This is a genomic window from Acididesulfobacillus acetoxydans (genome assembly GCF_902729405.1).
Taxonomy (GTDB): Bacteria; Bacillota; Desulfitobacteriia; order Desulfitobacteriales; family Desulfitobacteriaceae; genus Acididesulfobacillus; species Acididesulfobacillus acetoxydans.
In genome coordinates, this window is the sequence record NZ_LR746496.1 from 2,570,075 (window position 1) to 2,596,263 (window position 26,189).

At 55.6% G+C, this 26,189-nt stretch carries 25 protein-coding genes and 1 pseudogene; 25 read left to right on the forward strand and 1 reads right to left on the reverse strand.

The features are described from left to right. The first annotated feature begins 85 nt into the window (after nt 1-85). From queA to MNU25_RS11400, 6 genes are all read left to right on the forward strand, one after another. Nucleotides 86-1,111 (forward strand): tRNA preQ1(34) S-adenosylmethionine ribosyltransferase-isomerase QueA, encoded by a 1,026-nt coding sequence (gene queA, locus MNU25_RS11375; protein ID WP_240985177.1) that lies wholly within the window; start codon nt 86-88, stop codon nt 1,109-1,111. Nucleotides 1,112-1,262: 151 nt separating this feature from the next. After that, nucleotides 1,263-2,384: a tRNA guanosine(34) transglycosylase Tgt gene (gene tgt / locus MNU25_RS11380; RefSeq protein WP_240985178.1), complete on the forward strand. Its 1,122-nt coding sequence runs from the start codon at nt 1,263-1,265 to the stop codon at nt 2,382-2,384. A gap of 146 nt (nt 2,385-2,530) precedes the next feature. Continuing rightward, nucleotides 2,531-2,935, forward strand: coding sequence for a preprotein translocase subunit YajC (gene yajC, locus MNU25_RS11385; RefSeq protein ID WP_240985179.1), 405 nt, complete (start codon nt 2,531-2,533; stop codon nt 2,933-2,935). Nucleotides 2,936-3,313: 378 nt separating this feature from the next. Further along, nucleotides 3,314-4,840, forward strand: a complete 1,527-nt coding sequence (locus MNU25_RS11390; protein ID WP_240985180.1) for an APC family permease — start codon at nt 3,314-3,316, stop codon at nt 4,838-4,840. A gap of 106 nt (nt 4,841-4,946) precedes the next feature. Next, a complete protein-coding gene (locus MNU25_RS11395) occupies nt 4,947-5,735 on the forward strand; it encodes a PP2C family protein-serine/threonine phosphatase (RefSeq protein ID WP_240985181.1) in 789 nt (262 codons plus the stop codon). Between the two features lie 2 nt (nt 5,736-5,737). Further along, on the forward strand, nt 5,738-6,718 hold the full coding sequence (locus tag MNU25_RS11400; RefSeq protein WP_240985182.1) for a serine/threonine protein kinase: 981 nt from the start codon (nt 5,738-5,740) through the stop codon (nt 6,716-6,718). Between the two features lie 88 nt (nt 6,719-6,806). Here MNU25_RS11400 and MNU25_RS11405 read toward each other — a convergent pair whose 3' ends face one another. Continuing rightward, on the reverse strand, nt 6,807-7,145 hold the full coding sequence (locus MNU25_RS11405) for a P-II family nitrogen regulator (RefSeq protein ID WP_240985183.1): 339 nt from the start codon (nt 7,143-7,145) through the stop codon (nt 6,807-6,809). Nucleotides 7,146-7,385: 240 nt separating this feature from the next. Here MNU25_RS11405 and MNU25_RS11410 point away from each other — a divergent pair, with 240 nt between their 5' ends. The 19 genes and pseudogenes from MNU25_RS11410 to MNU25_RS11500 all read left to right on the forward strand — a co-directional run bounded on the left by MNU25_RS11410 (nt 7,386) and on the right by MNU25_RS11500 (nt 26,167). Continuing rightward, entirely contained in the window at nt 7,386-7,724 is a 339-nt protein-coding gene (locus MNU25_RS11410) for a P-II family nitrogen regulator (RefSeq protein ID WP_240985184.1), read from the forward strand. Nucleotides 7,725-7,991: 267 nt separating this feature from the next. Beyond that, nucleotides 7,992-8,657 carry an HD domain-containing protein gene (locus MNU25_RS11415; protein ID WP_240985185.1) on the forward strand — a complete coding sequence of 222 codons (666 nt, stop codon included), beginning with the start codon at nt 7,992-7,994 and terminating at the stop codon, nt 8,655-8,657. 85 nt (nt 8,658-8,742) lie between these two features. Continuing rightward, the gene (gene secD / locus MNU25_RS11420) at nt 8,743-9,975 is read left to right on the forward strand and encodes a protein translocase subunit SecD (RefSeq protein ID WP_240985186.1); all 1,233 of its coding nucleotides are present in this window, start codon (nt 8,743-8,745) and stop codon (nt 9,973-9,975) included. A gap of 258 nt (nt 9,976-10,233) precedes the next feature. Further along, nucleotides 10,234-11,139 carry a protein translocase subunit SecF gene (secF, locus tag MNU25_RS11425; RefSeq protein ID WP_240986815.1) on the forward strand — a complete coding sequence of 302 codons (906 nt, stop codon included), beginning with the start codon at nt 10,234-10,236 and terminating at the stop codon, nt 11,137-11,139. Between the two features lie 310 nt (nt 11,140-11,449). Further along, nucleotides 11,450-13,144, forward strand: coding sequence for a biosynthetic-type acetolactate synthase large subunit (ilvB, locus tag MNU25_RS11430; RefSeq protein ID WP_240985187.1), 1,695 nt, complete (start codon nt 11,450-11,452; stop codon nt 13,142-13,144). A gap of 1 nt (nt 13,145) precedes the next feature. Continuing rightward, a complete protein-coding gene (ilvN, locus tag MNU25_RS11435) occupies nt 13,146-13,640 on the forward strand; it encodes an acetolactate synthase small subunit (protein ID WP_240985188.1) in 495 nt (164 codons plus the stop codon). A gap of 288 nt (nt 13,641-13,928) precedes the next feature. Beyond that, the gene (locus tag MNU25_RS11440) at nt 13,929-14,588 is read left to right on the forward strand and encodes a DUF1638 domain-containing protein (protein ID WP_240985189.1); all 660 of its coding nucleotides are present in this window, start codon (nt 13,929-13,931) and stop codon (nt 14,586-14,588) included. A gap of 266 nt (nt 14,589-14,854) precedes the next feature. Then, entirely contained in the window at nt 14,855-15,775 is a 921-nt protein-coding gene (locus tag MNU25_RS11445; RefSeq protein ID WP_240985190.1) for a polysaccharide deacetylase family protein, read from the forward strand. Between the two features lie 363 nt (nt 15,776-16,138). After that, the gene (locus tag MNU25_RS11450) at nt 16,139-16,300 is read left to right on the forward strand and encodes a hypothetical protein (protein ID WP_240985191.1); all 162 of its coding nucleotides are present in this window, start codon (nt 16,139-16,141) and stop codon (nt 16,298-16,300) included. 503 nt (nt 16,301-16,803) lie between these two features. Then, nucleotides 16,804-17,070 (forward strand): hypothetical protein, encoded by a 267-nt coding sequence (locus tag MNU25_RS11455; RefSeq protein WP_240985192.1) that lies wholly within the window; start codon nt 16,804-16,806, stop codon nt 17,068-17,070. 205 nt (nt 17,071-17,275) lie between these two features. Next, nucleotides 17,276-17,377: pseudogene (locus tag MNU25_RS11460) on the forward strand (transposase); the annotation flags it as partial. A 112-nt stretch (nt 17,378-17,489) separates the two neighbouring features. Beyond that, complete coding sequence (locus MNU25_RS11465) at nt 17,490-17,936, forward strand: hypothetical protein (RefSeq protein WP_240985194.1); 447 nt, start codon at nt 17,490-17,492, stop codon at nt 17,934-17,936. Nucleotides 17,937-18,239: 303 nt separating this feature from the next. Further along, entirely contained in the window at nt 18,240-19,226 is a 987-nt protein-coding gene (locus MNU25_RS11470; protein WP_240985195.1) for a cation diffusion facilitator family transporter, read from the forward strand. A 27-nt stretch (nt 19,227-19,253) separates the two neighbouring features. Then, nucleotides 19,254-19,565 (forward strand): LapA family protein, encoded by a 312-nt coding sequence (locus MNU25_RS11475; RefSeq protein ID WP_240985196.1) that lies wholly within the window; start codon nt 19,254-19,256, stop codon nt 19,563-19,565. A gap of 1 nt (nt 19,566) precedes the next feature. Next, nucleotides 19,567-22,236: a single-stranded-DNA-specific exonuclease RecJ gene (gene recJ / locus MNU25_RS11480; protein WP_240985197.1), complete on the forward strand. Its 2,670-nt coding sequence runs from the start codon at nt 19,567-19,569 to the stop codon at nt 22,234-22,236. Nucleotides 22,237-22,241: 5 nt separating this feature from the next. Beyond that, nucleotides 22,242-22,757 carry an adenine phosphoribosyltransferase gene (locus tag MNU25_RS11485; RefSeq protein ID WP_240985198.1) on the forward strand — a complete coding sequence of 172 codons (516 nt, stop codon included), beginning with the start codon at nt 22,242-22,244 and terminating at the stop codon, nt 22,755-22,757. Between the two features lie 91 nt (nt 22,758-22,848). Continuing rightward, the gene (locus MNU25_RS11490; RefSeq protein ID WP_240985199.1) at nt 22,849-25,017 is read left to right on the forward strand and encodes a RelA/SpoT family protein; all 2,169 of its coding nucleotides are present in this window, start codon (nt 22,849-22,851) and stop codon (nt 25,015-25,017) included. Next, complete coding sequence (gene dtd, locus MNU25_RS11495) at nt 25,017-25,466, forward strand: D-aminoacyl-tRNA deacylase (protein WP_240985200.1); 450 nt, start codon at nt 25,017-25,019, stop codon at nt 25,464-25,466. The genes MNU25_RS11490 and dtd overlap by 1 nt, the downstream gene beginning before the upstream one ends. An 86-nt stretch (nt 25,467-25,552) precedes the next feature. Next, complete coding sequence (locus tag MNU25_RS11500; protein ID WP_240985201.1) at nt 25,553-26,167, forward strand: MBL fold metallo-hydrolase; 615 nt, start codon at nt 25,553-25,555, stop codon at nt 26,165-26,167. Nucleotides 26,168-26,189: the final 22 nt, after the last annotated feature.

Genomic DNA, 26,189 nt, shown 5'->3' on the forward strand with positions numbered 1-26,189 from the left:
GGGTATACCCCCCGGTAAACCCCTGGTATACTCGGGGGTGCCTCCCCGGCGATGGGGTCGAGGGCCGTAAAAGGAGAAGGCACGATTGAAAGTTTCGGATTTTGATTTTTACTTACCCCAGGAGCTGATTGCGCAGACGCCTGTGGAACCGCGCGACGCTTCGCGGCTTATGGCGGTCCGCAGAGAAACAGGCGAACTGGAGCACAGGTATTTTCGGGACCTGGTTCAATTACTGCGCCCGGGTGACGTCCTGGTCGTCAACAACACTCGGGTTATCCCGGCCCGCTTGATCGGCGAAAAGGCGGAAGGAGGGGCTCGCATCGAGACTCTCCTGCTGAAACGCCGGGAGAGGGATGTCTGGGAGGCTCTGGTGAGACCGGGGAAGCGCTGGCATGTGGGCCAGAAAGTGGTCTTTGCAGCGGGAATCCTGGTGGGGGAGCTTCTGGAGGTATTAGCGAACGGGAATCGTCTCGTGCGTTTCCATTACGAAGGGGTATTTGAGGAAATTCTCGACCGGCTGGGCCGGATGCCGCTTCCCCCCTACATCACGACGGAGTTGACAGACGCGGAGCGCTATCAGACGGTTTATGCCAAGGAGAGAGGTTCGGCGGCGGCCCCGACGGCCGGTCTGCACTTCACGCCGGAACTTCTGCACCGACTGCGCAGGCAGGGGGTGGAGATCCTGGAGATCCTCCTGCACGTAGGGTTGGGCACTTTTCGACCGGTTCAGGTGGAGAATGTGCGGGAACACGTAATGCATTCCGAGTATTTCAGTCTGACGCAGGAAACGGCGCGCAAAATCAATCTGGCCCGGCAAGAACACAGGCGGATTATTGCCGTGGGCACCACGGTGACCCGGACCCTGGAGTCATGCGCCGGGGAGGATGGCACGGTTGCCGCCGGGGATGGCTGGACGGATATTTTTATCTATCCCGGTTATCGCTTTAAAGCGGTGGACGGTCTGATTACCAATTTTCATTTTCCCAAGTCGACTCTGCTCATGCTGGTCAGCGCCTTGGCGGGTCGGGAACTTGTCCTGCGGGCGTATGAGACGGCGGTGGGAATGAGGTACCGTTTTTACAGCTTCGGGGACGCCATGCTCATCCTTTGAGAGGGACGAAGGTATACAGATTGTTCGTCCCGCCCAGGGCTTGAGGGCGTCATGCCCACGCCTTTGAGGAAGCGCTCGTTTTCCGGTGAGGGACTGCTCCCTTGCCGTAACAAGTATGTGGGCTTTATCTTTTAAGCTGGGAGTTGAGGTTTTGGCAGCCGTCCGTTTGGAGATACTGAAAGAAGACATAAAGACTAGGGCCCGCCTGGGCAGACTCCACACTCCGCACGGGATGATCGAGACTCCGGTTTTCATGCCGGTGGGGACTCAGGCCACGGTGAAATCGATGACGCCGGAAGAACTGGAGGAGATCGGAGCCGGGATCATCCTGAGCAATACCTATCATCTCTTTCTCCGGCCGGGTCCCGAACTCATCCGTGCCGCCGGGGGATTGCATTCTTTTATGCACTGGGGGGGAGCGATCCTCACGGACAGCGGAGGGTTTCAGGTTTTCAGCCTGGGGGATTTGCGCCGGATCTCTGAGGAAGGGGTGGAATTTCGTTCCCATTTGGACGGATCCCGGCAGTTCTTGAGCCCCGAAATTGCGACTGAGGTGCAAATGGTTCTGGGTTCCGATATCGTCATGGCCTTTGACGAATGCGCTCCTTATCCTTGCTCACATGAATACGCCCGGGATTCGTCGGCCAGGACGACTCGCTGGGCCGCGCGCTGTAAGGAGACCCTGGGCGTGAGTGCAGGCCAGGCCTTGTTCGGGATCGTCCAAGGGGGAACCTTTAAGGACCTGCGCCGGGAGAGTGCCGCCGGGATCACCGCTCTCGACTTGCCCGGGTACGCGGTGGGCGGGCTGAGTGTGGGGGAGCCCAAAGAAGTAATGTATGAGATCCTGGATGACACCGTCCCGCTGCTCCCGGCGGACAGGCCCCGCTACCTGATGGGGGTGGGTTCGCCGGACGCTTTGATTGAAGGGGTGATGCGGGGGATTGATATGTTTGATTGTGTGCTGCCTACCCGGATAGCCCGCAACGGTACCGCCCTAACCCGTTTCGGCAAGCTCGTGGTACGGAACGCCACGGTGGCCCGCGATTTCTCACCCATCGACCCGACCTGTGATTGCTACACCTGCCGTCACTATTCCCGGGCTTATGTCCGGCATCTCCTCAAAGCGGATGAAATCTTGGGGCTGAGGCTGATGACCATCCACAATCTGCGCTTTCTGCAAAACTTGATGCGCGAGATCCGGGAAGCGATAGCGGCTGAGCGGCTGCCGGCATACCGGAGAGAGTTTTTTGTCGGGTATGGTTATCCTCTGTGAGTCTAAGCTCTTTTCGGGATTTACACCGACTCGAGTAAGCAAAATGGAAAGACTGTGCAGGATTTTGGAGGACCCGTGGTGAATATCTAGTGCCATGCATGCTTATCCCGGGAGGGGAAGCAGAGAAAAAAGGAGGATATTAGACAATGCCAAGCCAAGGTACCCTGACCATTATTCTTTATTTTGTGGTATTCTTCGGTATCATGTACTTCCTCATGATCCGGCCGCAGCAAAAACAGCAGAAACAACGCCAAGCCATGCTCAGCAGCCTCAGAGTCAAGGACAAAGTCATTACCAGCGGCGGGATTTATGGCAAGATCACTAAAATCAAAGAGAAATCCGTCATGGTGCAGATTGCGGACAAGATTGAGGTCGAGGTGACCCGGGCCGGAATCGCCTCGGTGGAAAACCGGGAAATTACCGTGGAAAAGGATAAGGACAAGAAAAACGGAAATAAAGACGGCAAGGAGGGTAAAGGAAAGAACGCGCCGGAGAGCGGGAAAGCGGAAACGGACGATGGGGCGGCCGAGCCGACTTCCGGCGAAGGATGAGGCCGGGAAGAATCATGTATTCATGACATCAGGGGATTGAACTCGCGTGGGGAAGAGATTATAATCTTGATTGAAAGATGCGCGTATTGATCATCTCAGAAGATGAGTGCATCGGTTCGAGTATATTACGAAAAGCAACGGCGCTTTAGAGAATTTTCTAAGGCGCCGTTTTTTGTTTGGGGGTGAGGCAAATGTCCGGATTTTCATAGAGAAGGGAAGAAGCAGAGAACTTCTTTGCGGCGGTACTGGCGGGTAACCCGCAAAGCAAGTCCGAAATGCCCTTCCCTAAAGTGACAGGTATAGTATAGCAGATTCGGCCTGTCTTTTAAACTGACAGGTCCCGTTACCAAGGAATTTCAGAGAGGGAGTTGAGACACTATGGCGAGTGAGACAACTATGAAGAAGACGCTGGGCCTCACCGGCGTTACGGTTAACGCCATGGCTCTGATTGCGCCCGGTGCTTTCTTATGGTTGACATATCAGGTTCAGGCCGCACAAGTGGATACAGCCGGTAAAACGACCGGGGCTGATATGTTTGCGGGTTTGGTCTTCGCGCTGCTGCTGGCTTTTTTGACGGCCATTTCCTACGCTACTCTGGCCGAGTTGTATCCGGAGGCAGGTACGGGGAGTTCGTATTACTTCGCGGAACACGCTTTTCTTTCCGGTCAGGAGAAACTGCCCCGTTTCGCCCGGCTGGCCAAGTTTCTGGTCGGTTGGTTTTCCCACCTCTATTATTGGGTTTATCCGGGGGTCATGGTGGCTATGTTTGCCACGATGATCACGTATATCGCCGGCCAATTCGGCCTTCACCTATCCGTCCCCGTGCAGGTCCTAATCGCGGCGGGCATCTCTTTCCTCACGGGGGCCGTAGCTTACCGGGGAATCAACGGTTCGACCGCCTCCGCCGTGATTATCAATGTGATTCAAATTGTGACGCTGGTGTTCATCACGGTGCTGGCCCTCGTGTACCGCCTGACTAACCCGGAACATGTCCGGTTCGTTCACGCTTCTCTGAGTGACATCGTGCTGCCCCACAGCATCTCGAACGTTTTGTTCCAGGCCACGATTGCCATCCTGTTACTGGTGGGTTTTGAGTCGACGACGGCTTTGGCGGCGGAATCAAAGTCCCCCAAACATGTCAGCCGGGGTGTGATTCTGTCTTTGATCCTGCAGGGTTTGATTTTCTACCTGTTCGAGTATTTTGGTGCCAACGCCTGGATCAATACTTCTTATACCGTCAAAAGCGGCGGGACCGTCTATAAGGGACTCAGTGCGGCTGCGAATTCCGGGGCTCCGATCGGCGACATGGTCAGAAACCTGGGCAATGTCTTGTTGAACCAGAGCGGATTTGCCTTGATGGTTGCGGTGGCCGTAACCGTGGGCATCGCGATTTTCGGTTCGACTCTTGCCTGTATGAATACCGGGGTCAGAGTGACCTACGCCATGTCTAAAGACCGGGAGGCACCCGGCGCTCTGGGGCTGCTTCACCCCAAACATGCCACTCCCCACACCGGGGTCTGGGTTATTACGCTGGCGTCCGCCCTGATAGGAGCTTTCGGTGTCATTTCCATTCGCAATCTTACGGCAGTTACGCTCCTGTCTAATGTGGGTACCTTCATCCTGTACGGGATGACCAACCTGATTTCCTTGGTCGCTTATTTGCACCATCCTAAACACAACAAGATTCTCCACGTGATCGTGCCGGTTCTGGGCACACTGGCCAATGTGGGAATGCTCCTGGCGGTCATTTATCTTGGTATTCTGGGAGGCGGGGATACGCGTATGGCGGCGCTGATGGCGATTGTGGGAACGGCGGTCTGGACAGTGCTTGGGATCGTTTATCTGGTATACAACAGCCGAAAATTGGAACGCAAGATCCTCGTGGGGACGACCTCATCACCCTAAAGCGAGGGGCCGGTTCCTACAGCGGATCCGCGCGACGAATTGCCAAAAATAAACTTGCATCAGGGCGCTTATCGAGCGCCCCCTTGCTGGTTGGGGGGTTGATGCAATGTTAAATCTAAAAGGAAGTACCCGCTGCCAAACGTCTTTTGAAGTACACGGGCACAGTGACAAAGGACAAATCCGCCCGCGCAACGAAGACTATTTTTCTTATTTTATTCCAGCGGACAAAAGAATTCTTAAAGCTTTGGGCAGCCTGTTTGTCGTCTCGGACGGGGTTGGAGGTCATGTGGCCGGCGAGGTGGCCAGCGCGGAGGCAGTCAATGTCATCTTGCAAGAGTTTTACTTCGGCGATCATGCGGAGAAACCGCCTCAACGCTTAAGAGACGCCTTTGCACATGCTTCCCTGCATATTTTTGATCTGGCCAGTCATCACAAGAGATTTGCCAATATGCAATGCACGTTGACGGCGCTCCTTCTCAGGCAGGGTCAGTATTTCATCGCCCACGCCGGGGATTCCAAAGCTTTTCTCCTGCGCGATCGGACCCTGACCCAATTGACGAAAGATCACAGCTTGGTCGCCAAGCTGGTGCGGATGGGTTTAGTCTCGCCTGAGCAAGCCAAAACCCATCCATATAGACACATGCTGATTAGGGCCCTGGGAGAAAGCCCCCTCTTGCAGATCGACATGTTTAGCGGCAGCAGCGAACCCGGGGATATTTTTTGCCTGATCACGGATGGAATTCTTGAACATCTGACGGAGGAAGAACTCCGCCAATACCTCCTGAAAAAGGCCGGCATGGACAGCATTCAGAAGAAAATCGTGGATATAGTGAATGAACGCGGCGGTTATGATAATATGACTATATTGACCGTAAAAGTAACGGAGGTTTGTTAACATTGTTACTGCCGGAAATTGGTGATTGTCTGGACGGGCGTTATAAACTGCTGATTTCCCTGGGACGGGGCGGGTTTGCCGGCGTCTTCCTGGCGGAGGACCTGCAAACAGATTCAAAGGTCGTCCTCAAATTTCCCGATATTTCGCAGCTGGGCGATCCGGCAGTTTATGAGCGCTTTAAGCGCGAGCTGGCCATTGGCAAGCTGCTCGACCATCCCGATTTACCGGTGGCCTTGGCTTATTCCGAAGGAAGTCCTCCTTATTTGGTCCTGAAATATGTCGAAGGTGAGCCTCTGACCAAAGTGCTGCGGGAAAAGGGCCGCTTTCCGGTGGACCAGGCCCGATATATGGTGGCGAATTTGTTGGAGGCTTTACAGCACTGCCATGAGCAAGGGGTCTATCACCGGGACTTGAAACCGGAGAACCTTCTCCTCAGCACGGACGGACACTTAAAGATACTGGATTTTGGCATTGCCCTGATGGAGGGGGGGCCAAGAGTGACCTGGCGGGGATTTTCCGGGCTCATGGGAACCCCTGAATATATGGCGCCGGAACAAATCAAAGGTGAGAGGGGCGGAGCTAAAAGTGACATTTACGCCGTCGGCTGCCTGTTTTACAACTTGCTGGCTGGCAAACCGCCGTTTACGGGCGACAATCCGCTCTCCATCATGCATCAGCATCTGACGGCAGAGCCCCGTCCGCTCGGAGAATTTGTGCCTCAAATCGACCCCGGCATTCTGGCGGCGATCAGGCGGGCGATGCGCCGGCGCAAAGAAGAACGTTACCCGACAGCCCAAGACATGGCTGACGATCTGCGGCATCCCGAGGAAGCGGACCTGAGCTGGTTGGATAAGCCGGACCCTCCCCTCGTTGCGGTGCTCACGGACAGGCGTACACCCTGGTTCACTATCGGCGCCGCCATTGCGGCAGGAATTATTCTGGCTTTGCTTTTCGCCTATTTCTCGTTTTTTCGCGGAAAGTAAAACAACAGCCAAATGATAAAAGCACCCCGCCGGTTCTGTTTCAGGGGTGCTAAAGCAAAGAGGTGTACGGGAGGCAGTGGGGGGGCGCTCAGATAACACTGTCACCCGTTTCACCGGTCCGGATGCGTACGGCGTCAGCGACGGGGTAAGTAAAAATTTTACCGTCCCCGATTTTCCCGGTGCGGGCGTGGTCGGCAATCAGTTTGACGACATCCCGGCCCAGCGAGTCGGCTACGATGATTTCGATTTTGGTTTTGGGCAGCAGGTTCAGATCATACTCGTGACCGTTGACCATTTCGGTGTGGCCTTTTTGCAGGCCGCAACCGATGGCCTCCAGGACGGTCATGCCGCGGATGCCGAACTTGCCCAAGGCGTTTTTGACGGCCTCCAGCCGCTCCGGACGAACGTAAGCTTCAATTTTAATCAAGTGACCCACCCCCCTAAAATCACAATTTTTGTCAAGCGGCCTACCCCATAAGATCTGCGGATGTTGTGCCTGAAAGCTGTCGGGTATATCCGGATATGTCAAGGTATGTCAAGGTATGTCAAGGTACTTGCAGGCACATCCAAGTACATCTTTGCCCTGATTATACCCCATCAGGCTCGTTTGGGCAAAGGGACAAGAGTCCCGCGTATTGTTGTATTGTTATAGTAAGGGAGGATTAATGTGAAAAAGATCGAAGCGATCATCAGGCCCGGCAAGCTGGAGGAACTCAAGGAGGAACTTGCCGGAGCCGGCATAGAGGGGATTACGGTCAGCAGCGTGCTCGGCCACGGCCGACAAAAAGGGCACGCCCAGATTTACAGGGGACAGGAAGTGCTCCCCCAACTTCTGCCCAAGGTGAAAATCGAAATCGTCACTTTGGATGCCAAGGTGCCAGTCATCCTTGACCTTATCCTACGCGTGGCCCGCACCGGCTGCGTGGGGGACGGCAAGATATTCGTCATACCGGTGGAAGAGGCGATACGCATCCGCACGGGAGACAGCGGGGAGAGGGGTATCTAGGCGGGACCGAGAAGATGAGGTGAAAGCTTGTCCGCCAGGGTGTTGGCTTTGACAGGAGTGTAAATACCATGTAGTATGGTATCCGAAGTATCGGGAAAGCTTTGGCTGAGAGCGCGCCCGTGCTGATCGCCCACGCCTGACGTCTCGGAAGCGGGCGGAATAGGGTATGCTGCAGCGGCAGGGATGACAGGGACGGGGGACAGTCAGGCGTCAAGACGTAGGGCAGTTGGGTGAGATGGGGGAGAAATTTGCCGGGGGAGGGCGGGAATGAAAGTCGTAACAATGAGCGAAATCAAGGAGGATGCACTGGTACAGGGGTTGATCGAGGGCGGCAACCGGCACCTGGGGGCAATAGGTTATACGGAACATGGCTTGAGGCACGTGGGTCTGGTAGCCAACATCGCCAAGAATACCCTGGAGAAACTGGAACGCCCGGCGCGGGAGTGTGAACTGGCCGCCATTGCGGGGTATCTCCATGACATTGGTAACGCGGTCAACCGGACAGGGCATGCTCAAAGCGGGGCCGTCCTGGCTGCTTTCATCCTGGAGAGACACGGCTTGCCGCCGGAGGAAATCGCCATGATCATGGGGGCGATCGGGAACCACGACGAAGGAGACGGGAATCCTGTCAACACGGTCTCTGCCGCCCTGATTCTGGCGGACAAATCGGACGTCCACCGTTCCCGGGTGCGGAACAGCGACCCGGCCACCTTCGATATCCATGACCGGGTGAATTACGCAGTCGAGCATTCCTTCCTGCGGGTGCATCCTCAGCAGCGCCATATTACTTTGGAATTAAAAATTAATACGGAAATCTGTCCGGTCATGGACTATTTCGAGATTTTTTTAGCCAGGATGCTGCTGTGCCGGAAAGCGGCGGAGTTTCTCCAGACGAAATTCGAACTCCTGATTAATGAGGTTAAGCTTCTGTGAGCACCGATTGACACCCGGACAAGCAGGGCTTTATAATAGACTTTGGCATGGGCAAGTCCCATACACATTAAAAGGAGGAAAATCGATGAGACGGAGAAACATCCTAAAGCTGATCGTCTTAGTGCTTGCTGTGGCGGCAGCTGTGGCTTTGTCCATCCCGAAACTGTCGAATCCGACGAGCGGGATTCCGTTGGGACTTGACTTGCGTGGCGGTGTTCACTTAGTGTTGCAAGCTCAGCCTGGGGCCAATGGTAAACCGATCACGAAGGACGATATGGATAAGGCCAAAGCGATCATTGCCAAACGTGTTAACGAACTGGGCGTCTCCGAGCCTGTCGTCCAGGCGGACTACCAGAAGGATCGGATCATTGTCGATCTGGCCGGGATTAAGGACCCGAACAAAGCGGTGGAGGTTTTAAAAACCACGGCTCAACTGACGATCCGGGATCCGAAGGGCAAAATTCTCATGCAGGGCGATGAGTTAAAAGATGCTCAGGCCAGCCAGGATCCCAGCCAGGGGTATGTGGTCAACCTGACGTTCACCCCGGCAGGGGCTCAGAAGTTTGCCGCGATTACGAAAGAATACTTAGGCCAGCGGATTGGCATCTATTTGGATAACAGAGTCTTAACCGATCCCAAAGTTAATGTCGTCATTCCCAACGGGCAGGCAGAGATCACAGGGTATTCCACTTTGCAGGATGCGGCCAATGACGCCGTCCTCATGCGTTCCGGTGCCCTGCCCGTAAGCATGACCATTGCGGAGAAACGTGAGGTGGGCGCGTCTCTGGGTGTGGATTCTTTGCATAGAAGCATCAATGCGGGGATTTACGGTTTGGCTTTTATCTTCTTGTTTATGCTCGTCTTCTATCGCTTGCCGGGCGTTGTGGCGGACTTTTCCCTGATTGTTTACGCACTGATTGTCCTCTGGGTCCTCTGGCTTTTCCACGCGGTCCTCACCCTCGAGGGAATTGCCGGTTTCATCCTGTCCATCGGGATGGCTGTGGACTTTAACATTATTATCTATGAACGGGTGAAGGAGGAGATCCGCTTGGGTAAGTCGCTCAGGGCGGCGGTGGAATCCGGCTTCAGCCGTGCGTTTATTACCGTCATCGATGCCCACGTGACCACCCTGATTACGGCGGTTACCCTCTATGTTCTGGGAACCGGCACCATTCAGGGCTTCGCTTTGACACTCGGCATCGGTATCTTGGCCAGCCTCTTTACGGCCATCACTTTCACCCGGACTGTTCTGCGCTGGGTTGTCGGTATCAATCCGCAGACCAATACTCGCTGGTATGGCGTTAGGAGGGAAGCATAAGTGGGACGCAAAGATGTCAACCGGCGCACAGGCAAGGTTGGTCCCGGCAACGGCGCCAGAGAAGGGAACAGCCCGCAGGCTCGCAACGGCCGGACAGAGACGGACGGGCGGCCGGAATTGAGCGTTGAGATAGCGCAAAGCGGCCAGTCGGGGCGTAAAGACGGCTCCAAGGTCCCGGCCGGCTCTAGGGTCTCGGGTCAGGGCACCGTCGCGCCGACTCCCGCGGCACAAGGAGCCTCCTATGAGCAGGTGCAGAAGATGCACCCCCTCTATTTCAATATCGTCAAGAAACGCTATATTTGGTTTGCCCTTTCCCTTTTAGTCATTATACCCGGGGTGATTTCCCTATTTACGCGCGGACTCAATTTAGGTATTGATTTCCAAGGCGGAACCATGTTGGATATTACCTTTAACAAACCGACCACTCAGGGCGCGATCACGCGTACTTTGGACTCCGTGGGTTTGTCCGGGAGTGTGCAGCCTTCTAACGGGAATAAGGAAGTGTTGATCAGAACCCAGGCCTTGGATGAACAGACGCGCAACAAGCTGCTCGCGGCTTTGCAGTCTCAAGTCGGGCCTTATGACGCCGGCAAACTGCAGGAGGACAAAGTTTCCCCCGAGATCGGGCAAGAGCTGACCCATAACGCCCTTTTGGCTTTGGGGATCGCCATGGGCCTGATGCTCCTCTATATCACGATTCGCTTCCAGTTCAGTTACGCCATTTCCGGGATTATAGCCCTGGTGCACGATGTCTTGGTGACTCTCGGGGTCTTTTCCCTTTTCCACTGGCAGATCGACGCCCCATTCGTGGCGGCTATTCTGACTATTTTCGGTTACTCGATTAACGATACCGTCGTCATCTTTGACCGGATTCGTGAGAACGAAGCCAAGATGAAGCGTGGGGACAGCTATGAGGATATGGTGGACAAGTCGGTTTGGCAGACAATGCGGCGTTCCATCAATACGGTCGTCACCGTGCTCATCGCTCTGTTTTCCGTCTTTATTCTAGGCGGCGCGTCCACGAAGGTCTTTGCCTTGGCCATGCTGATCGGGGTCTTCAGCGGTGCCTATTCTTCGATTTTCAATGCCAGTCAGATCCTGGTCGAGATCAAAACCCGCTTGAGTGACTCCCCCAAAGGTAAACCGAGCCGGGCCAGAGCTTAGCGTCAACTCGCTCTCGACCTTTATCACTTCCGTCTCCGTAGGTACAGGTTGAGAGGGTGCCGGTCCTAAGTGAGAGACCAAAAGGATCATCCGTAACCTAAGTATAGACAAATAGGCAAATAAACCGGGCTTTGGCCCGGTTTATTTGCTGCGTGGGTTTGCGCCGGACCCGGTCAGTAACTGTACCCTTGCGCTCTTGCCCAAATCCCGGAAAGTATAAGGCGTACGGGCACAAAAAAGAGTGCTCACATAGTGCAAAGAATGACATTCTGTACTATAATACAGAGAAAGGAGCAGGGGAGGTCAGGCTGTGAAAATGACAGGAGCACAGGCTATTGTGGCAAGCCTGAAAAACGAGGGCGTCAAGGTTATTTTCGGCTATCCCGGCGGAGCCGTTCTCACTCTTTACGACGCGCTTTATGCAGCGAATTATCCGCATATCTTAACCCGGCATGAGCAGGGTGCGGTTCACGCTGCCGACGGGTATGCGCGGGTCACAGGGGATGTCGGGGTGGTCATGGCCACGTCGGGTCCGGGGGCTACGAATTTGGTCACCGGGATCGCTACGGCTTATATGGATTCCATTCCTCTCGTCCTGATCACGGGTCAAGTCGCGGTTTCCCTGATCGGGAGAGATTCCTTTCAGGAGGCGGATATCCGGGGGATCACCACTCCGATCACCAAGCACAACTATCTGGTCAAGAAAGTCGAGCAACTGCCCCGGGTTATGAAGGAGGCGTTTTACATCGCCCGCACGGGACGTCCCGGCCCGGTGGTGGTCGATGTCGCTAAAGATGTCTTTGCCGCGGAGCTGGAATACTCTTATCCGCAAACGGTGGAACTGCGCGGTTACCGTCCCCTTTATGCGGGGGATGAGGCGGTCCTGGAACCGGTCATGGCTGCCATGAGCCGGGCGAGGCGCCCGTTGTTGTTTGTGGGAGGCGGGGTCAATCTTTCCCGGACGGCTGGGGAAGTGCAGACACTGGCCGAGCGGACAGGTTTTCCACTCGTTTTGAGTCTCATGGGGTTAGGAACAGTACCTTCGGTCCATCCCCGGAATTTCGGCTTGGTTGGGATGCATGGAACTTATGCGGCGAACATGGCGACCACGGAATGCGATCTTCTCGTCGGGCTGGGGGTGCGTTTTGACGACAGGGTGACGGGGCTCTTGGAGCATTTCGCTCCCAAAGCGAAAGTGATTCACTTTGACGTTGATCCGGCAGAGGTCAACAAGAATGTGCGCACAGATATGCGGGTTTTGGGTGATTTAAAATGGTCGTTGCCGGCGCTCCTGCAAAGGCTGGATCCGGCTGAGACGGCCGGGTGGCCGGGCAAGCTCGCTCCCTGGCTGGGGCAGTTGGAGGAGTGGCGGCAGGAGAATCCTCTGACTTATGAGCAAAGGGATGATGTGATCATGCCGCAGGCGGTGATCGAAACGGTCAGCGAACTCACGCGGGGAGAGGCCGTCGTCGTCACGGATGTGGGGCAGAATCAAATGTGGACGGCCCAATTTTACGGGTTTAAACACCCGGGGTCTTGGGTGACCTCCGGCGGTTTGGGGACGATGGGCTACGGTCTGCCGGCGGGTCTGGGCGCACAGGTTGGATGCCCGGAGAAACAGGTTATCGTTTTCGCCGGGGACGGCGGCATCATGATGAATTGTCAGGAGTTCGACACGGTGGCAAAATTCGGCTTGCCCGTCAAAGTCATCATCTTGAACAACCGGGTTCTGGGGATGGTGGCACAATGGCAGCGCATGTTTTACGGGGGGCGTTATGCTCACACCGACCTGTCGGGAAGGACCGATTTTGTCAAACTGGCGGAGGCCATGGGCGTACCGGCCCTCAGGATCACGGAGCCCCGAGAGTTGAGGGAGACGCTGGAGAGAGTGTTGGCTCTGCCGGGTCCGGCTGTTCTGGAGGTGCGCATTCCCAGCGATGAGGATGTCTTGCCGATGGTTCCGGGGGGAGCGCGTTTGGACCAAATGGTGATGGGAGGGCGCTGAGATGAAGCACACACTGGCTGTACTGGTTGAGAACCGTCCCGGCGTTTTGACCCATATCTCGGGTTTGATCAGCCGCAGGGCTTTTAACATCGAAAGTATTGCCGCCGGGTACACGGAAGAAGCGGAGACGACCCGGATTACGATCGTGGTGGAAGCGGACGATATGGAACTGGAGCAGGTGGTGAACCAACTGTCCAAACTTGTCGATGTGATTAAGATTACGGATTTGACGGGGATTGACGGCATTCACCGGGAATTGGCCTTGATCAAAGTCAAGGCAAGTTCGGAGACCCGTTCGGATATTGTTGACATCGTCGACATTTTCCGAGCCAAGATCGTGGACGTCAACCGTGAGACCATGGTCATTGAACTGACCGGGGAGGAAACGAAAATCGATGCTCTCTGTGAAGTCTTGGCTGACCACGGAATCATTGAGATCGTCCGGACGGGGAAGGTAGCCTTGTCCAGAGGTCCGGTTCCGGCTAAGGATCTTTAGGCGATTCACCAATCGGAGACGGCCCGGAGTCTTGGCGGAACCGGGCTGCGCGGATGTATTTACCCTCCTGCCTACTCAAGACGATGCGGGGGGTTTTTTTAACATGAGGCATTCAAAGATGAGGCATTAGAACGTAAGCGCTAAAACCAAAGACAGTTGAACATGAGACATTTACAAACGAGGCGCGCCCAAATTTCGATTGACAGATACCGGTAAGGGGTATTAAACTGAGTTAAGGAAAGTTGCCAATGTTCGTAACTTGACAGAAGAGGAAAGGTGGGGATTTGTTTGGCTGCGCTTTCATTCAAAGATTATGCCATTGTGGCTTGCGGCACCTTGATCCCGGAACTGAATTATCTCAAAGACAACGGGTTCCTCGATGCCAAAATCATTTACACAGCTCCCGGGCTGCACCAGGTTCCCGAGGAACTGGAAAAACAGCTGCAGAAGCAGCTGGAAGCGGCTAAGAAGCTGGCCAAGAAAATCATTGTGGTCTATGGGGGCAAGTATTGCTATATCAATATCCGCGATCCCCTGCGTACTATCGACAAAGTCATTGATGAGATGCGGGAAGAAGGATTCTATATTTCCAGAACCGATGTGGAGAATTGTGTTGACATGTTGGCCGATGGGGAACAAAGAGACGCCATAGCGGACGGACAAAAGGTGTGGTTCTGCACGGCCGGCTGGTTGAAGTATAGGGATCAGGTCTTTAAAGGCTGGGACAAAGCCAATGCCAACGAGAATTTTCCCCAGTACACCGGCGGGGGAATATTGCTCGATCCGATCGGCTTTTTTGATGAATATGCACTGGAGCATGTGGAAGAAATTCTTGACTTTTCCGATTGGGCATCCATTCCGTTGGAAGGACGGGCGGTAGGGTTGGAACGGCTGAAGAAAGTCCTGATCAGCGCGATGGCTGAAGAAGACAGGCCGGCCGATGGGTAAGGTGAGCAAGGAGACTCCCCGGTCGCACGCTTGTGCCTGCTTGAGGGCACGAAAACTGCGGCCGGCCGCTGGAGCGAATTGTAAGCGGGGGTAGTTCAGGCGACGGGGTTGTCCGGTGGAAATGCTTAGGGCTGTGCGGGGCACAGGCCCTGATTTTTTTTTGCCGTCGGTGTCTTGTGGCGCAAGCAGGAATTTAGAATCCGGGCGCGAAAAAGTAAAAGGACAAACTGTTGGGAGAGAAGTCTTGCGCTGAAGGGGGATGTGCCATGAAAGGACGAGTGTTCGTTTTGCTGGGGGTTTTGGCTCTTGTGCTGATTTTGACGTCCTGTTCCCCAGGGGGGATTTTTGGGCTGGGTGCCCCACCGGGGAGTCCGGGGAAAACCGGCGGCAGCCTGCAAAGCGGATCGGCCCAGGCTCAGTCGGGGTCGAAGCGAACAGGGGACCAAACCGGCGCCAAGGGCGGCCCAAAGGCCCCGGCGACGGCGGTAAGCGCGGGTGCGCCGGTGACCGGAGATCCCTCGGTCAAAGCGGTGCCGGTACTTTACTATCATTCCGTCCTGGTTCAGGCCGGGAATCCCTTGCGCATGCCTCCGGCTCAATTTGAGGAGCAAATGGCGTACTTAGCCGGCCACGGCTATCATGACATCACGCCGCAGCAGCTGGAAAAGTTTCTCCAAGGGCAGGGGCTGCTGCCGTCAAAGCCGTTCCTGATCACGTTTGACGACGGCTATACGGATAACTATACAAATGCCTTGCCCATTCTCCGAAAATATGGGTTTACGGCCCTGGTATTCATGGTGTCGAGCTATGTGGACGGGAGCGGGTATCTCTCGAGCCGGCAATTGCAAGGGTTGATTGCCGCCGGCTGGAGTATTGGCGGGCACACCGTACACCATCTCGACTTGACCAAACTGGCTCCCGCCGAGCAGGCTAAAGAGCTGGAAGATTCGAAAAAGTTTCTCCGGGGGATTACCGGGCAGCCGGTCTTATATTTTGCTTATCCTTATGGCGGATACAACCCGGAGGTAATCGGGCAGCTGCAAAAAGCCGGTTATCGGCTCGCGTTTACAACCGAGCGGGGCTGGGCCGTCCGCGGCAGTGATCCTTTCCTGATTCACAGGGTTTATTGTTATGCCGACATGGGCATGAAGGAATTCAAACGCCGGATTGAGAATCCGAATTACTGATCGGAATTACTAATGCGGAATTACTGATCGGAATTACTGATCCGGATTGCTGATTCTGATTACGGTCCGGAAAAATCGCCGCGGCCGCCCGTCCCGCTTAGGGACAGGGCGGCTTTCTTATGAGTTTAGGATTATTTTACCGGATTAATAACAAATTTGGCTCCCTTGCCATATTCTGTAGTAGGTCCAGGGACTGAATGAGAAAGGAGGAGGTATAATGGCTTACGGTGTAGATGGGTGCGGACCGAACTTCTTGCCCGGAATTGCGGTCGTCGTGGTGATTATTCTCCTGTTAATCGCGATGGGTATTGTCTTCTAAGAAAAAAATCGTCCAACTAACGTAATTTGAGAGGAGGAAATAGAATGTACGGATACGCTGGATATGGTTTTGGGGGTTACGGCGCGAATCCTTGCTGCGCGACTCCGGTCATGGCCGCTCCGGCTACAGGAGCCGGCTGGGGTGTCGGCGTCGGGATTATCGCCATTGCAATTCTTATACTGATTGCTCTCGGCGTGATTTTCTAAGAGGGAAAGCAGACGTGACTCCGGGCTCAGAACAAAGCGATAAAGGAGGTTCATTAAAATGGCATTTGGTGCAGGTGCAGCAGCCGGTGGTTGGGGTGCAGGAATTGCTATCGTAGTCGTTATCATCCTGCTTCTCATCGCTTTGGGTATTGTATTCTAACTGGATCACGTTTAAAGCTGAAGCGGGGGTGAGATTGTGTACGGCGGATACGGTTACGGTTGCGGAGGTTACGGAGGTCACGGTATCGGAGCGGGGATTATTGCCATCGCCATTCTGATCCTCATCGCCTTGGGTGTAATCTTCTAGAACAGCGAAAAGGCAGCAGCTCTTGTCAAAGACAAGGGCTGCCCCTCACAAGGCCTGATTGGGAAGGGTTCGGGTGTCCCGTGAGGCCGAAGAGGCCAAAGAGCCCTAAGAGCCCGAAGAGCCTGTCCCGTCCGACGGGGAGGCAAACCCGGCAGTGCCGAAACGGCGACTATGAGTGTAAGGAGGCGATTCCAAGATGTGTGGTTGCCCCATCGTTTGTCCCCCTCGGTATGTTGTGCATGATTACTGCACTCCTCAAGTAGTTCCGGTTATTCATCCCGTCGTGACTATCAACCGGCAAAATATCGTAAGTGTTCCTCAGCATATTGTTCAACCGCTGCAAACGAATGTCACGGTCAATCGGGGTTTCGTTCCCGGTGCGCAGGCGTTTCCGGCTGCCGGCGGATTTGGCGGCTTCGGCGGGTTCGGCGGCTTCGGCGGATCCAATCGTCTGTTCTTTTAAAAAACCGCTGAGTGAACTCGTTCAACTAAAGTTAAATGTCGAGACTCCGGTGGGGGGCAGCCCCCCCACCGGAACAAAGTACCGGGAACCCCTTCCACTTATGGAAGCGGGAGCAGCCGGGCCGATCGAACATAACCGGGCCAGACTTCCAAGCACTGCCACTCAAAGAAGCCGAGGCCCCAGGCTGGGATGAAGCCGCACTTTTTTGCCTTCAGGGACAGGCGCCCTGTCCATTCAAACACGTATGGGTGAAACAGAACTGGCGATTCCCCGGGATCGCAACGGCGAGTTTGAACCACACATCATAGACATGGAATAGAGAGGCGCAGGCAGGCTTTTGCGGTGGCTATCTGCCGGCCCGGATGGCAGGGATGACCTTCCCGTCCTTGGGTCATACTAGGGCGTGAGGGGGGCTTGCGATGGGGCTGGGTGAATGGATACTGGTGGAAGGCCTTTTGGTCTGGGCGGGCGGTCTGACCTTTTTTGGCGGTGTCCGCGGAGTTTTGGCGTCGGCTGTGGTAGTAACGGTTCTGAACTTCTTACTGAACGGGGGCCCGGGGTTTTGGTTTTGGGAAGTGATCTTGATTGTCGGGAGCGGCAGCGGAATTATTCTCCTCTACTTTGTCGGACATAAAATCGGAGAACAAGGGGTAGTCCAAGGACTGACAGGGGGCTTAATTAGCCTTGTCCTTTTTGGCGTGTTTTTCACTCCGGTGCTGGGGCTCCTGGCCTGGGCTTTGTTGGTCGGTACGGGGCTCATTCCCAAACTGAAACGTAAGCAGGTGGTTTGGAGCCTGATGCCGTCTCTGTGCCGGATCGCTCTCGGCTTGGCTTGGATCCTTTTGGGAAACCTCATGATCTCCTGAGGCAACTGAGTAAAAAACACTTGCGTTGGCAGAACTAATTTGATACTCTAGTCATAAAGTGAATTGTCAAGCTTGTGAGCTGGGCTCTCGTTGGGCAACGGAGTATCCGTGGGACTTCCTCAGGGCGGAAGTCCTTTATTTTGTCCTACCCCAAAACATACATCTGCTTTAGGATAAGAAAATTTGCGTCGGCCGCCTTGATTCAACCGGTCGCTCGTTTGAGCGATCGCACCAGCCGAGTTTTCTTTTCATGAGTTTTCTGTATGTTGCGGGCTTTCAGGGAAAGAACGGGGAGTGACGCGTGTGAACAAGACCGGTGTGGCCACGCTGTCTGTGGCTTCGAACGGCATCTTGGCGCTGGGTAAAGTGTTTGTCGGTCTTTGGAGCGGATCTGTCAGTATTATCTCCGAGGGCATTCACTCGGGCATTGACCTTTTGGCTTCCGTGATTGCCCTCTTTGCGGTGCGGGAGTCGGGAAAACCGGCAGACGTACGGCATGCTTACGGGCACGGCAAAATAGAAAATGTTTCAGGAACCATTGAGGCTGCCCTGATTTTCTTCGCGGCGCTCTGGATTATTCTCGAAGCGATCCGGAAGATCAGCACTGGGGTCGAGGTGGACAATTACGGCTGGGGCCTTCTGATCATGGGAGGGTCGACGGTCATCAACTTTATCGTTTCGAGCCAGCTTATGCGGGTGGCGAAGAAAACGGATTCTATTGCTCTTGAAGCCGATGCGCTCCATTTGCGCACCGATGTCTATACCTCGGGAGGGGTTTTTCTCGGTCTGGTGCTGATCAAAGTGACGGGCTGGACTTGGCTGGACCCGCTGGTGGCCATCCTGGTGGCTCTGCTGATTATAAAGGCAGCTTACAACCTGACCAAGGAATCTTTCATGCCTTTGGTGGATGTCAGCCTGCCAGAAACGGAACAGAGGGTTATCCAGGGCATCATTAATCGGCATGCCCAGGAATTTGTGGATTTTCACGATCTGCGTACACGCAAGGCCGGGGCGGAACGCTATATCGACCTGCATTTGGTGGTGCCTAAATATGCCTCCGTGGCCAGAGTACACGATTTGTGCGATGCGATCGAGCAGGAAATCGGCGCGGCCCTGCCCGGCGCCTCGGTCCTGATTCACGCGGAGCCCTGCACCCAAGTCGACGATAGCTGCGGCAAATGTAAAGAGATGGCAGAGGATGGAGTGTGCGGGCACTGCCGAGACAAAAAAACTTGTCCAAGGGCAGGAATCCGGTCACCCGAGAGCGAAAAAGTGTTAAATAATGATTGAAGGCGGGTAAAGGCGGGAGATGTGAAAGTGGTCATCTTAATCCTTTCTTTGGCGTTTGCTCTGCTGGTGGCCGTATTTGCCTTGCAGAACGCGAATCCGGTCGCAATCCGATTTTTTTGGACGGAGGCCAGGGTCCCGTTGGTTCTGATTATTCTCGGCTCCGCTTTCGCCGGCGCAATCGTGACTTTGCTCTTGGCCTTTTGGCGGGATTTCCGCAAGAAACGAAAAAGTCGGGCGGACGAAAACCCCGCCGCAAAAGCGGGTGGGGGCGAGGACGGAGCCGAGGGGGAGGAGTCCGGCGCCATAAGCGGCTCAAAGCATGAACCTGGAGGTAAATAGTGTGCGACGGACCTGGTCTTTGCCTGACGCGCCGGGGGGAACGGCGCAACTCGTGGAAACTCTGATGATTTCCCCAGCGGTGGCGCAAATTCTGGTTCAGCGCGGAACGGTGAGGGTAGAGGATGCGGTGGATTTCCTGCGTCCGACCCTTTTTAATTTGTCTTCCCCTTTCCGTTTCGGGGCGATGTCTCCGGCGGTGGAGCGTTTACGGAGTGCCCGGCAGGCGGGGGAAAAAGTGTTGGTTTACGGGGATTACGATGTCGACGGAGTTACCAGTGTGGCCTTACTCTACAGGGTGTTGAAAAGCCTGGGCTTCAAAGGAGTCGTCTATATTCCGCATAGGCTTGAAGAGGGGTACGGCTTGCACCGGGAAGCGATCGACCGGGCCGCGGCGGCGGGAGTGAGTGTCATCGTCACGGTGGATTGCGGGATTACGGCGGTTGAAGAGGTCGAGTACGCCGGGAAATTGGGCCTGGACGTCATCATCACGGATCACCACGAACCGGCGGAGACCCTGCCCGCGGCCAAGGCAGTGCTGAATCCTAAGCTGGAGGAAGAAGGCCCCTTCTCTGATTTAGCGGGTGTCGGCGTCGCCTTTAAGTTGGCTCAGGCTCTGCTCCGCACTCTAAGGCAGGATCCACCCGGGCAAAAATTGCCGACGGAGAGAGAATTGCTTGACCTGGTGGCTCTGGGGACCATCGCGGACGTGGTTCCTTTGGTAGGAGAAAATCGGATCATTGTGCAGCAAGGACTTTCGCAGATGCGGGAAAGCGCCCATGTCGGACTCACGGCTCTGCTGAAAGAATGCGGCTTAGCTGACAAACCCCTGAAAGCCGGTCAGATTGCCTTCATGGTCGCCCCCAGAATCAACGCCGCGGGCCGCATGGACAGCGCCAAGGCGGGCTTAGAGCTTCTGATCACCGCCAATGGGGAGAGGGCCGCGGAATTGGCCCGGTTCCTGAACCGTGAAAACCAAGTGCGCCAGGAGACAGAGAAGAGGATTTTGGCCGAGGCCGTGGCGCAACTGGAGCAGGGCCCCCTGCCCCGGGTCATCGTTTTGGCGGCCTCAGGCTGGCACCCCGGGGTGGTTGGGATCGTGGCTTCCCGCCTGGTCGATCGTTATTACCGGCCGGTTTTTCTGGCGGCGGTGGAAGGAGAGGAGGCAAAAGGTTCGGCCCGGGGAATACCCGGGTATCATGTTCTCGAGGAACTGAAGACCCAGGCAAGCCTTTTGCGGCACTTTGGCGGGCATCGCCAAGCGGCCGGCTTTTCCCTGGCCGCGGAGAACATCGGCCTTTTACGGGCGGGATTAAACCGGAGGGCAGAATTTCTTCCCCCGCAGATTTTCAGGGAAACCTTGATGATCGACGGTAAAGTGTCTTTAGAGGACCTGAGCGAAGACTTGTTTGAAGGGCTGGAGCAGCTGGCTCCTTTCGGGTGCGGCAATCCCGGACCGCTGCTCGGCGCAGCGGAGGTGCCGGTTACGGCCCTGGCCGCTGTGGGCAAAGAGGGGGCCCATTTAAAACTGCGCCTGGGCCGCGAAGGAAGCTGGGAAGGGATCGCCTACCGGCAGGGCGGGCGGGCGGCAGAACTGCAACAGGCGGAACGGATCGATCTGGCCTTCAGTTTAGACACGAATACTTTCCGGGGACAGAGCAAGCTCCAGCTTGTGATTCGCGATTTTGAGAGCCGGGCCCTATGGCAGAGACGGTCGACCGCGGGGAAAGAGAAGAGTGGCGCGGAGGAAGAGAAAATGACCGCGGGAGAGGAGAAGAGCGCCGCATCTTGGCCCGCGGCTGCGGCGCAGACGATAGAGGCGGAAGCTACGCAAGCAGCGGCGGAGACGGCGGAAGCGGGAGTAGCGCAAGCGGAGGCGGCGGAGGCAACGGCGGTGGAGGCGGAAATAGCGGCAGCGGCGGAGGCGACCGAAGCAGCGGCGGCGGAAGTTGCCCAGAGGGGGCCGCGGGAGCCGGGCGGGCCCGCGGTCACGCGTTCGCGGGTTGAATGGCTGGACTGGCGTGGCTTGAATCGTGCCGCTTGGCTGTCCAAGGCGGAGGGGAGACGGGTCGCAGTTTGGTCTCATTCCCGGCTCCGGACCTTGGAGGATTTTTCCGGGAACGCCAAGGGGAGTGTCGTCCCGGCGGCAAGAGGGAAGAGCTGGGGGCCGTTCTGGTCCGGAGAGATTCAGGGCTGGGAATCGCCGGACACGTTGGGTGTGGTTGCCGGTCTGCCGGAAACGGAAGAGGAGTTGGGCAGGGCGTTGACAGTCTTAGCCTCCCATGGGGTGCGGCAAATCGCTTTGGCTGAGTTTCACGACCTAACAGCCCTCAAACAAAAATTGGGTTATTGGGAACGCCGGGAATTGGCGGAGATTTACCGGGAACTGCAAAGGTTGGGCCGGGCGCACAATCCCTTTCTCTGGGGTGTAGAGGGGTCCTTGAGTGCCCTAAGGATATTTGAAGAGCTTGGCTTTTTGCGTTGTCTGGGAGGGACGGAACCGTGGCTGATAGAGTTTTTGTCCCCCGTCGGAAAAATTGATTTGCGGAGATCATTGCGCTATTATTGTGCAGAGAAACGCTGGGAAAAGGCCCTCATCCTGCAGCGCCGCTGGACGGAAACCCCGCTGCGGGCTCTCAGGGAGGAATGGATGGATATGGATAAAGAAAGGTGATAGCGATGGACTTTGCACGGGAAATCCGGGTCATCGAGGACTTCCCCAAAGCAGGGGTGTCTTTTAAAGACATTACAACCCTGCTTAAGAATGGAAGGGCTTATCACGCAGCGGTTGAGGCTTTGGTACAAGCCATCGCACCTTGGCGGCCTGAGCTCATTGTCGGGCCGGAAGCGCGGGGATTTCTTCTCGCGGCGCCGCTGGCCTATGCTCTGGGGCTGGGATTCGTCCCGGTTCGCAAAGCCGGTAAACTCCCGGCCGCAACGGTGGCCCAGACCTACGCGCTGGAATACGGCTTCGATACGCTGGAAGTCCATGCCGACGCCGTCCGTCAGGGACAACGGGTGGTGGTAGTAGACGATCTGCTGGCCACCGGGGGGACCATGTGGGCCACCGCTAATTTGCTCCGCAAAGTGGGAGCGGAAGTGGCGGGGATGGGTTTCCTGATCGAGTTGACTTTTCTCAAAGGCAGGGATAAACTCAGTGATTATCCGGTTTTTTCACTGGTTCAGTATGACTGAAGTTGTCCTTCGCCGCCGGTGCCGGCCGTTTCATCCGTGGAGCCGGCAAACCGCAGAAGAATGCCATTTCTAGTAGGAGAGGGGCCCGGGAATGTCCATTCGCGAACTCATGGAAAAAGTCCAGAAATCCATTTTGCCGGAGCGGACCAAGGTTATTGAACGGGCCTACCGGTTTGCAGCCGATGCTCACCGAGGACAGCTGCGCAACTCGGGGGAGGATTATATCGAGCACCCTCTTGAGGTCGCCCTTATTCTGGCGGAGTTGGAGATGGACGAGCCGACCATCGCGGCGGGCCTTCTGCACGATGTGATCGAAGACACGGCCTACACGCTTCAGGACCTAGAGAAGGAGTTTGGCGCGGAAATCGCCCTGCTGGTGGATGGGGTTACGAAACTGGGACGGCTGGAATATAAGACGAAAGTCGAACTCCAGGTAGAGAACTTGCGCAAAATGTTTCTGGCCATGGCCAAGGACATTCGCGTTATTCTGATAAAACTGGCCGACCGCCTGCATAATATGCGCACGCTTAAATACCATTCGGAGCAGAAACAAAAAGAAATCGCCCAGGAGACCCTGGAGATCTTCGCCCCTTTGGCTAATCGCCTCGGGATTTTCCGGATCAAATGGGAATTGGAAGACCTGTCCTTTCGTTATTTGAAGCCGCAGGAATATTACGATCTGGTCGAAGGGATCGCCTTAAAAAGGAGGGAGCGGGAGGCTCAGATCAACGAGGTCATCGATCAAATGAGCCAGCGCTTGACAGAAGTCGGGATCAAGGCGGATATCTCCGGCCGGCCAAAACACTTATACAGCATTTACCGTAAGATGGTCATCCAAAACAAAGAGTTAAGTGAGATTTACGATTTGACCGCCATACGGGTCATAGTGGATTCCGTCAATGACTGTTACGGGGCTCTGGGGATTATCCATACTTTGTGGAAACCTATTCCCGGCCGCTTCAAGGATTACATTGCTATGCCCAAGCCCAACATGTATCAGTCCCTGCACACGACTTTGGTGGGCGCCCACGGGGAGCCTTTTGAAGTTCAGATCCGCACTTGGGAAATGCACCGGACGTGCGAATACGGCATCGCGGCTCATTGGAAATACAAAGAGGGCGGAAAATCGATTAACACCAATTTTGAGCAAAAACTCTCCTGGCTGAGGCAGCTTTTGGAATGGCAGCATGATTCCCGCGATGCCGGGGAGTTTATGGAATCCTTGAAGATCGATCTGTTTGCGGACACTGTTTTTGTTTTTACGCCCAAAGGAGATGTGGTGGAACTGCCGGCTGACTCCTGCCCGGTCGATTACGCTTACCGGGTGCATACAGACGTGGGGCACCGCTGTGTGGGGGCCAAAATTAACGGCCGTATCGTTCCCCTGGATTCGAAGCTGAGCAACGGTGACATCGTAGAGATTCTGACCAGCAAACAGGCTAACGGACCGAGCCGGGATTGGCTGAGCTTCGTGAAAACGTCCCAGGCGAAGAACCGGATCCGCCAGTGGTTTAAGAAAGAGCAAAGGGAAGAAAACATCCTGCGCGGTCGGGAGAGCCTAGAGAGAGAAGTCCGGAAGCTGGGACTCGAGCCGTTGACGACCCTGAAAGCGGACCGGCTCCTGGAGTGGGCCAAAGGGTATAACTTTACCGCTATCGAGGACCTTTACGCTGCAGTCGGTGACGGTGCACTCAGTACGAATAAGATTATCTCGCGCCTGCGGGAAGAGATGACGAAGGAGGAACGGGAGAAAGTTCAGCTGGAAACCCTGACACAAGGGGAGGTCAAAGCCCTGGGGAAGTCCTCGCAGGGCGTTTTGGTCAAGGGTATTGATAATGTTTTGGTCCGCTTTTCCCATTGCTGCAATCCCCTGCCGGGTGACGAGATCATCGGGTATATCACGAGAGGACACGGAGTCTCCGTCCACCGGCGCGACTGCCGGAATTTCAAGGCCCGCAGCCTGGAGGATCAGGAGCGGGTGGTTGAAGTGAAGTGGGATGAAAACACGGAAACGACCTACTCGGTGGATATTCACGTGTCGGTCGGGGACCGCGCCCGCCTGGTGACAGATGTCATGAACGCGGTCATGGATACCCGGACGAATATGTTGGGAATCCACGCCCACGTGGGTAAAGACAGGGTCGCCCATATCCAGCTACGGCTGGAAATCCGGAATCTTGAGCATCTCAACTATGTCATCCAGAAAGTCCGGCGGGTCAAGGATGTCTTGGACGTGGATAGAATTTCAGGGGGTGGCTGATGCGTTCTGTTGTGCAAAGAGTTAAAAAAGCCTGGGTGAAAGTGGCCGGGGCTGAGGTCGGGGCGATCGGGCCGGGGCTCCTCGTCCTCTTGGCAGTGGGTGAAAATGACGGGGAAAAAGATTTGGCCTGGATGGTGGAGAAGATAGTCAGTTTACGCATTTTTGCCGACGAAGAGGGAAAAATGAACCGGTCGGTCGAAAATAGTGGCGGAGAGGTTTTGCTCGTGTCCCAATTCACGCTTTTCGGAGACTGCCGCAAAGGGAAGCGTCCCAGTTTTTCCCGGGCGGCGGCTCCGGAACGGGCGAAGAAAATGTTTGAGGATGTGGTCGCGGCGGTGAAAGGAAAGGGAATTTCCGTAGCCACCGGGGTCTTTCAAGCGGAGATGGAAGTCGGCTTAGTGAACGACGGCCCGGTCACGTTGCTCCTGGACAGCGAGAAAAACTTCTAGGGGCCGTGCTTGAGCGCAGTGTTTTTCCCTAAGCAGCGGCGGCGCCCGGATGCTTTGGGAGTCGGGACAAAGGGAGGTTAGACGGAATGTTGGAAGGACGGGCGATGGGCAGCATGGCTGCCAACTGTTACTTGTACGCCTCTGATGTGACAAAACGCGGCGTGTTGGTGGATCCCGGCGGCGAGGCTAAACGCATTTACCGCTGGGTACTGGAGAAGGACATTAAAGTAGAGAGCATTTTGCTGACGCACGGGCATCTTGATCATATCGGAGCCGTAGATGAACTGCGCGAGCTTTTGCCGGCCAAGGTATATATTCATGTGGCGGACGCGGATATGCTTACGGACGCGAGAAAGAACATGTCGGCCTATTTCGGTCCTCGCCTGGTCTTCCGGGCGGCCGACGGTTTCTTGAGTGACGGGCAGGTCATAACACTGGGAGAGAAGTCCTTACAGGTCCTGACTACCCCGGGGCATTCACCGGGCAGTGTCTGCTTCCTGACCCCGGACGGCCTGTTGAGCGGGGATACCCTATTTGCGGGTTCCATCGGCAGGACGGATTTCCCGGGAGGTTCGTTGGAAGAACTCTTGCGCGGGGTGGAAGAAAAACTCCTGGTCTTGCCTGATGAGACACCCGTCTATCCCGGGCACGGCGAGTCGACAACGATAGGCCGGGAACGGTCGGAGAATCCTTTCCTGTGAGGGAGAGGGATGCTGGGCCAAA

What these genes read in the sequence shown, in the direction of transcription:
- yajC (WP_240985179.1), top strand. Translation starts at nt 2,531, where the DNA reads ATGCCAAGCCAAGGTACCCTGACCATTATTCTTTATTTTGTGGTATTC.
- MNU25_RS11390 (WP_240985180.1), top strand. Translation starts at nt 3,314, where the DNA reads ATGGCGAGTGAGACAACTATGAAGAAGACGCTGGGCCTCACCGGCGTT.
- MNU25_RS11395 (WP_240985181.1), top strand. Translation starts at nt 4,947, where the DNA reads ATGTTAAATCTAAAAGGAAGTACCCGCTGCCAAACGTCTTTTGAAGTA.
- MNU25_RS11415 (WP_240985185.1), top strand. Translation starts at nt 7,992, where the DNA reads ATGAAAGTCGTAACAATGAGCGAAATCAAGGAGGATGCACTGGTACAG.
- secD (WP_240985186.1), top strand. Translation starts at nt 8,743, where the DNA reads ATGAGACGGAGAAACATCCTAAAGCTGATCGTCTTAGTGCTTGCTGTG.
- secF (WP_240986815.1), top strand. Translation starts at nt 10,234, where the DNA reads ATGCACCCCCTCTATTTCAATATCGTCAAGAAACGCTATATTTGGTTT.
- ilvN (WP_240985188.1), top strand. Translation starts at nt 13,146, where the DNA reads ATGAAGCACACACTGGCTGTACTGGTTGAGAACCGTCCCGGCGTTTTG.
- MNU25_RS11445 (WP_240985190.1), top strand. Translation starts at nt 14,855, where the DNA reads ATGAAAGGACGAGTGTTCGTTTTGCTGGGGGTTTTGGCTCTTGTGCTG.
- MNU25_RS11450 (WP_240985191.1), top strand. Translation starts at nt 16,139, where the DNA reads ATGTACGGATACGCTGGATATGGTTTTGGGGGTTACGGCGCGAATCCT.
- MNU25_RS11455 (WP_240985192.1), top strand. Translation starts at nt 16,804, where the DNA reads ATGTGTGGTTGCCCCATCGTTTGTCCCCCTCGGTATGTTGTGCATGAT.
- MNU25_RS11465 (WP_240985194.1), top strand. Translation starts at nt 17,490, where the DNA reads ATGGGGCTGGGTGAATGGATACTGGTGGAAGGCCTTTTGGTCTGGGCG.
- MNU25_RS11485 (WP_240985198.1), top strand. Translation starts at nt 22,242, where the DNA reads ATGGACTTTGCACGGGAAATCCGGGTCATCGAGGACTTCCCCAAAGCA.
- MNU25_RS11490 (WP_240985199.1), top strand. Translation starts at nt 22,849, where the DNA reads ATGTCCATTCGCGAACTCATGGAAAAAGTCCAGAAATCCATTTTGCCG.
- dtd (WP_240985200.1), top strand. Translation starts at nt 25,017, where the DNA reads ATGCGTTCTGTTGTGCAAAGAGTTAAAAAAGCCTGGGTGAAAGTGGCC.
- MNU25_RS11500 (WP_240985201.1), top strand. Translation starts at nt 25,553, where the DNA reads ATGTTGGAAGGACGGGCGATGGGCAGCATGGCTGCCAACTGTTACTTG.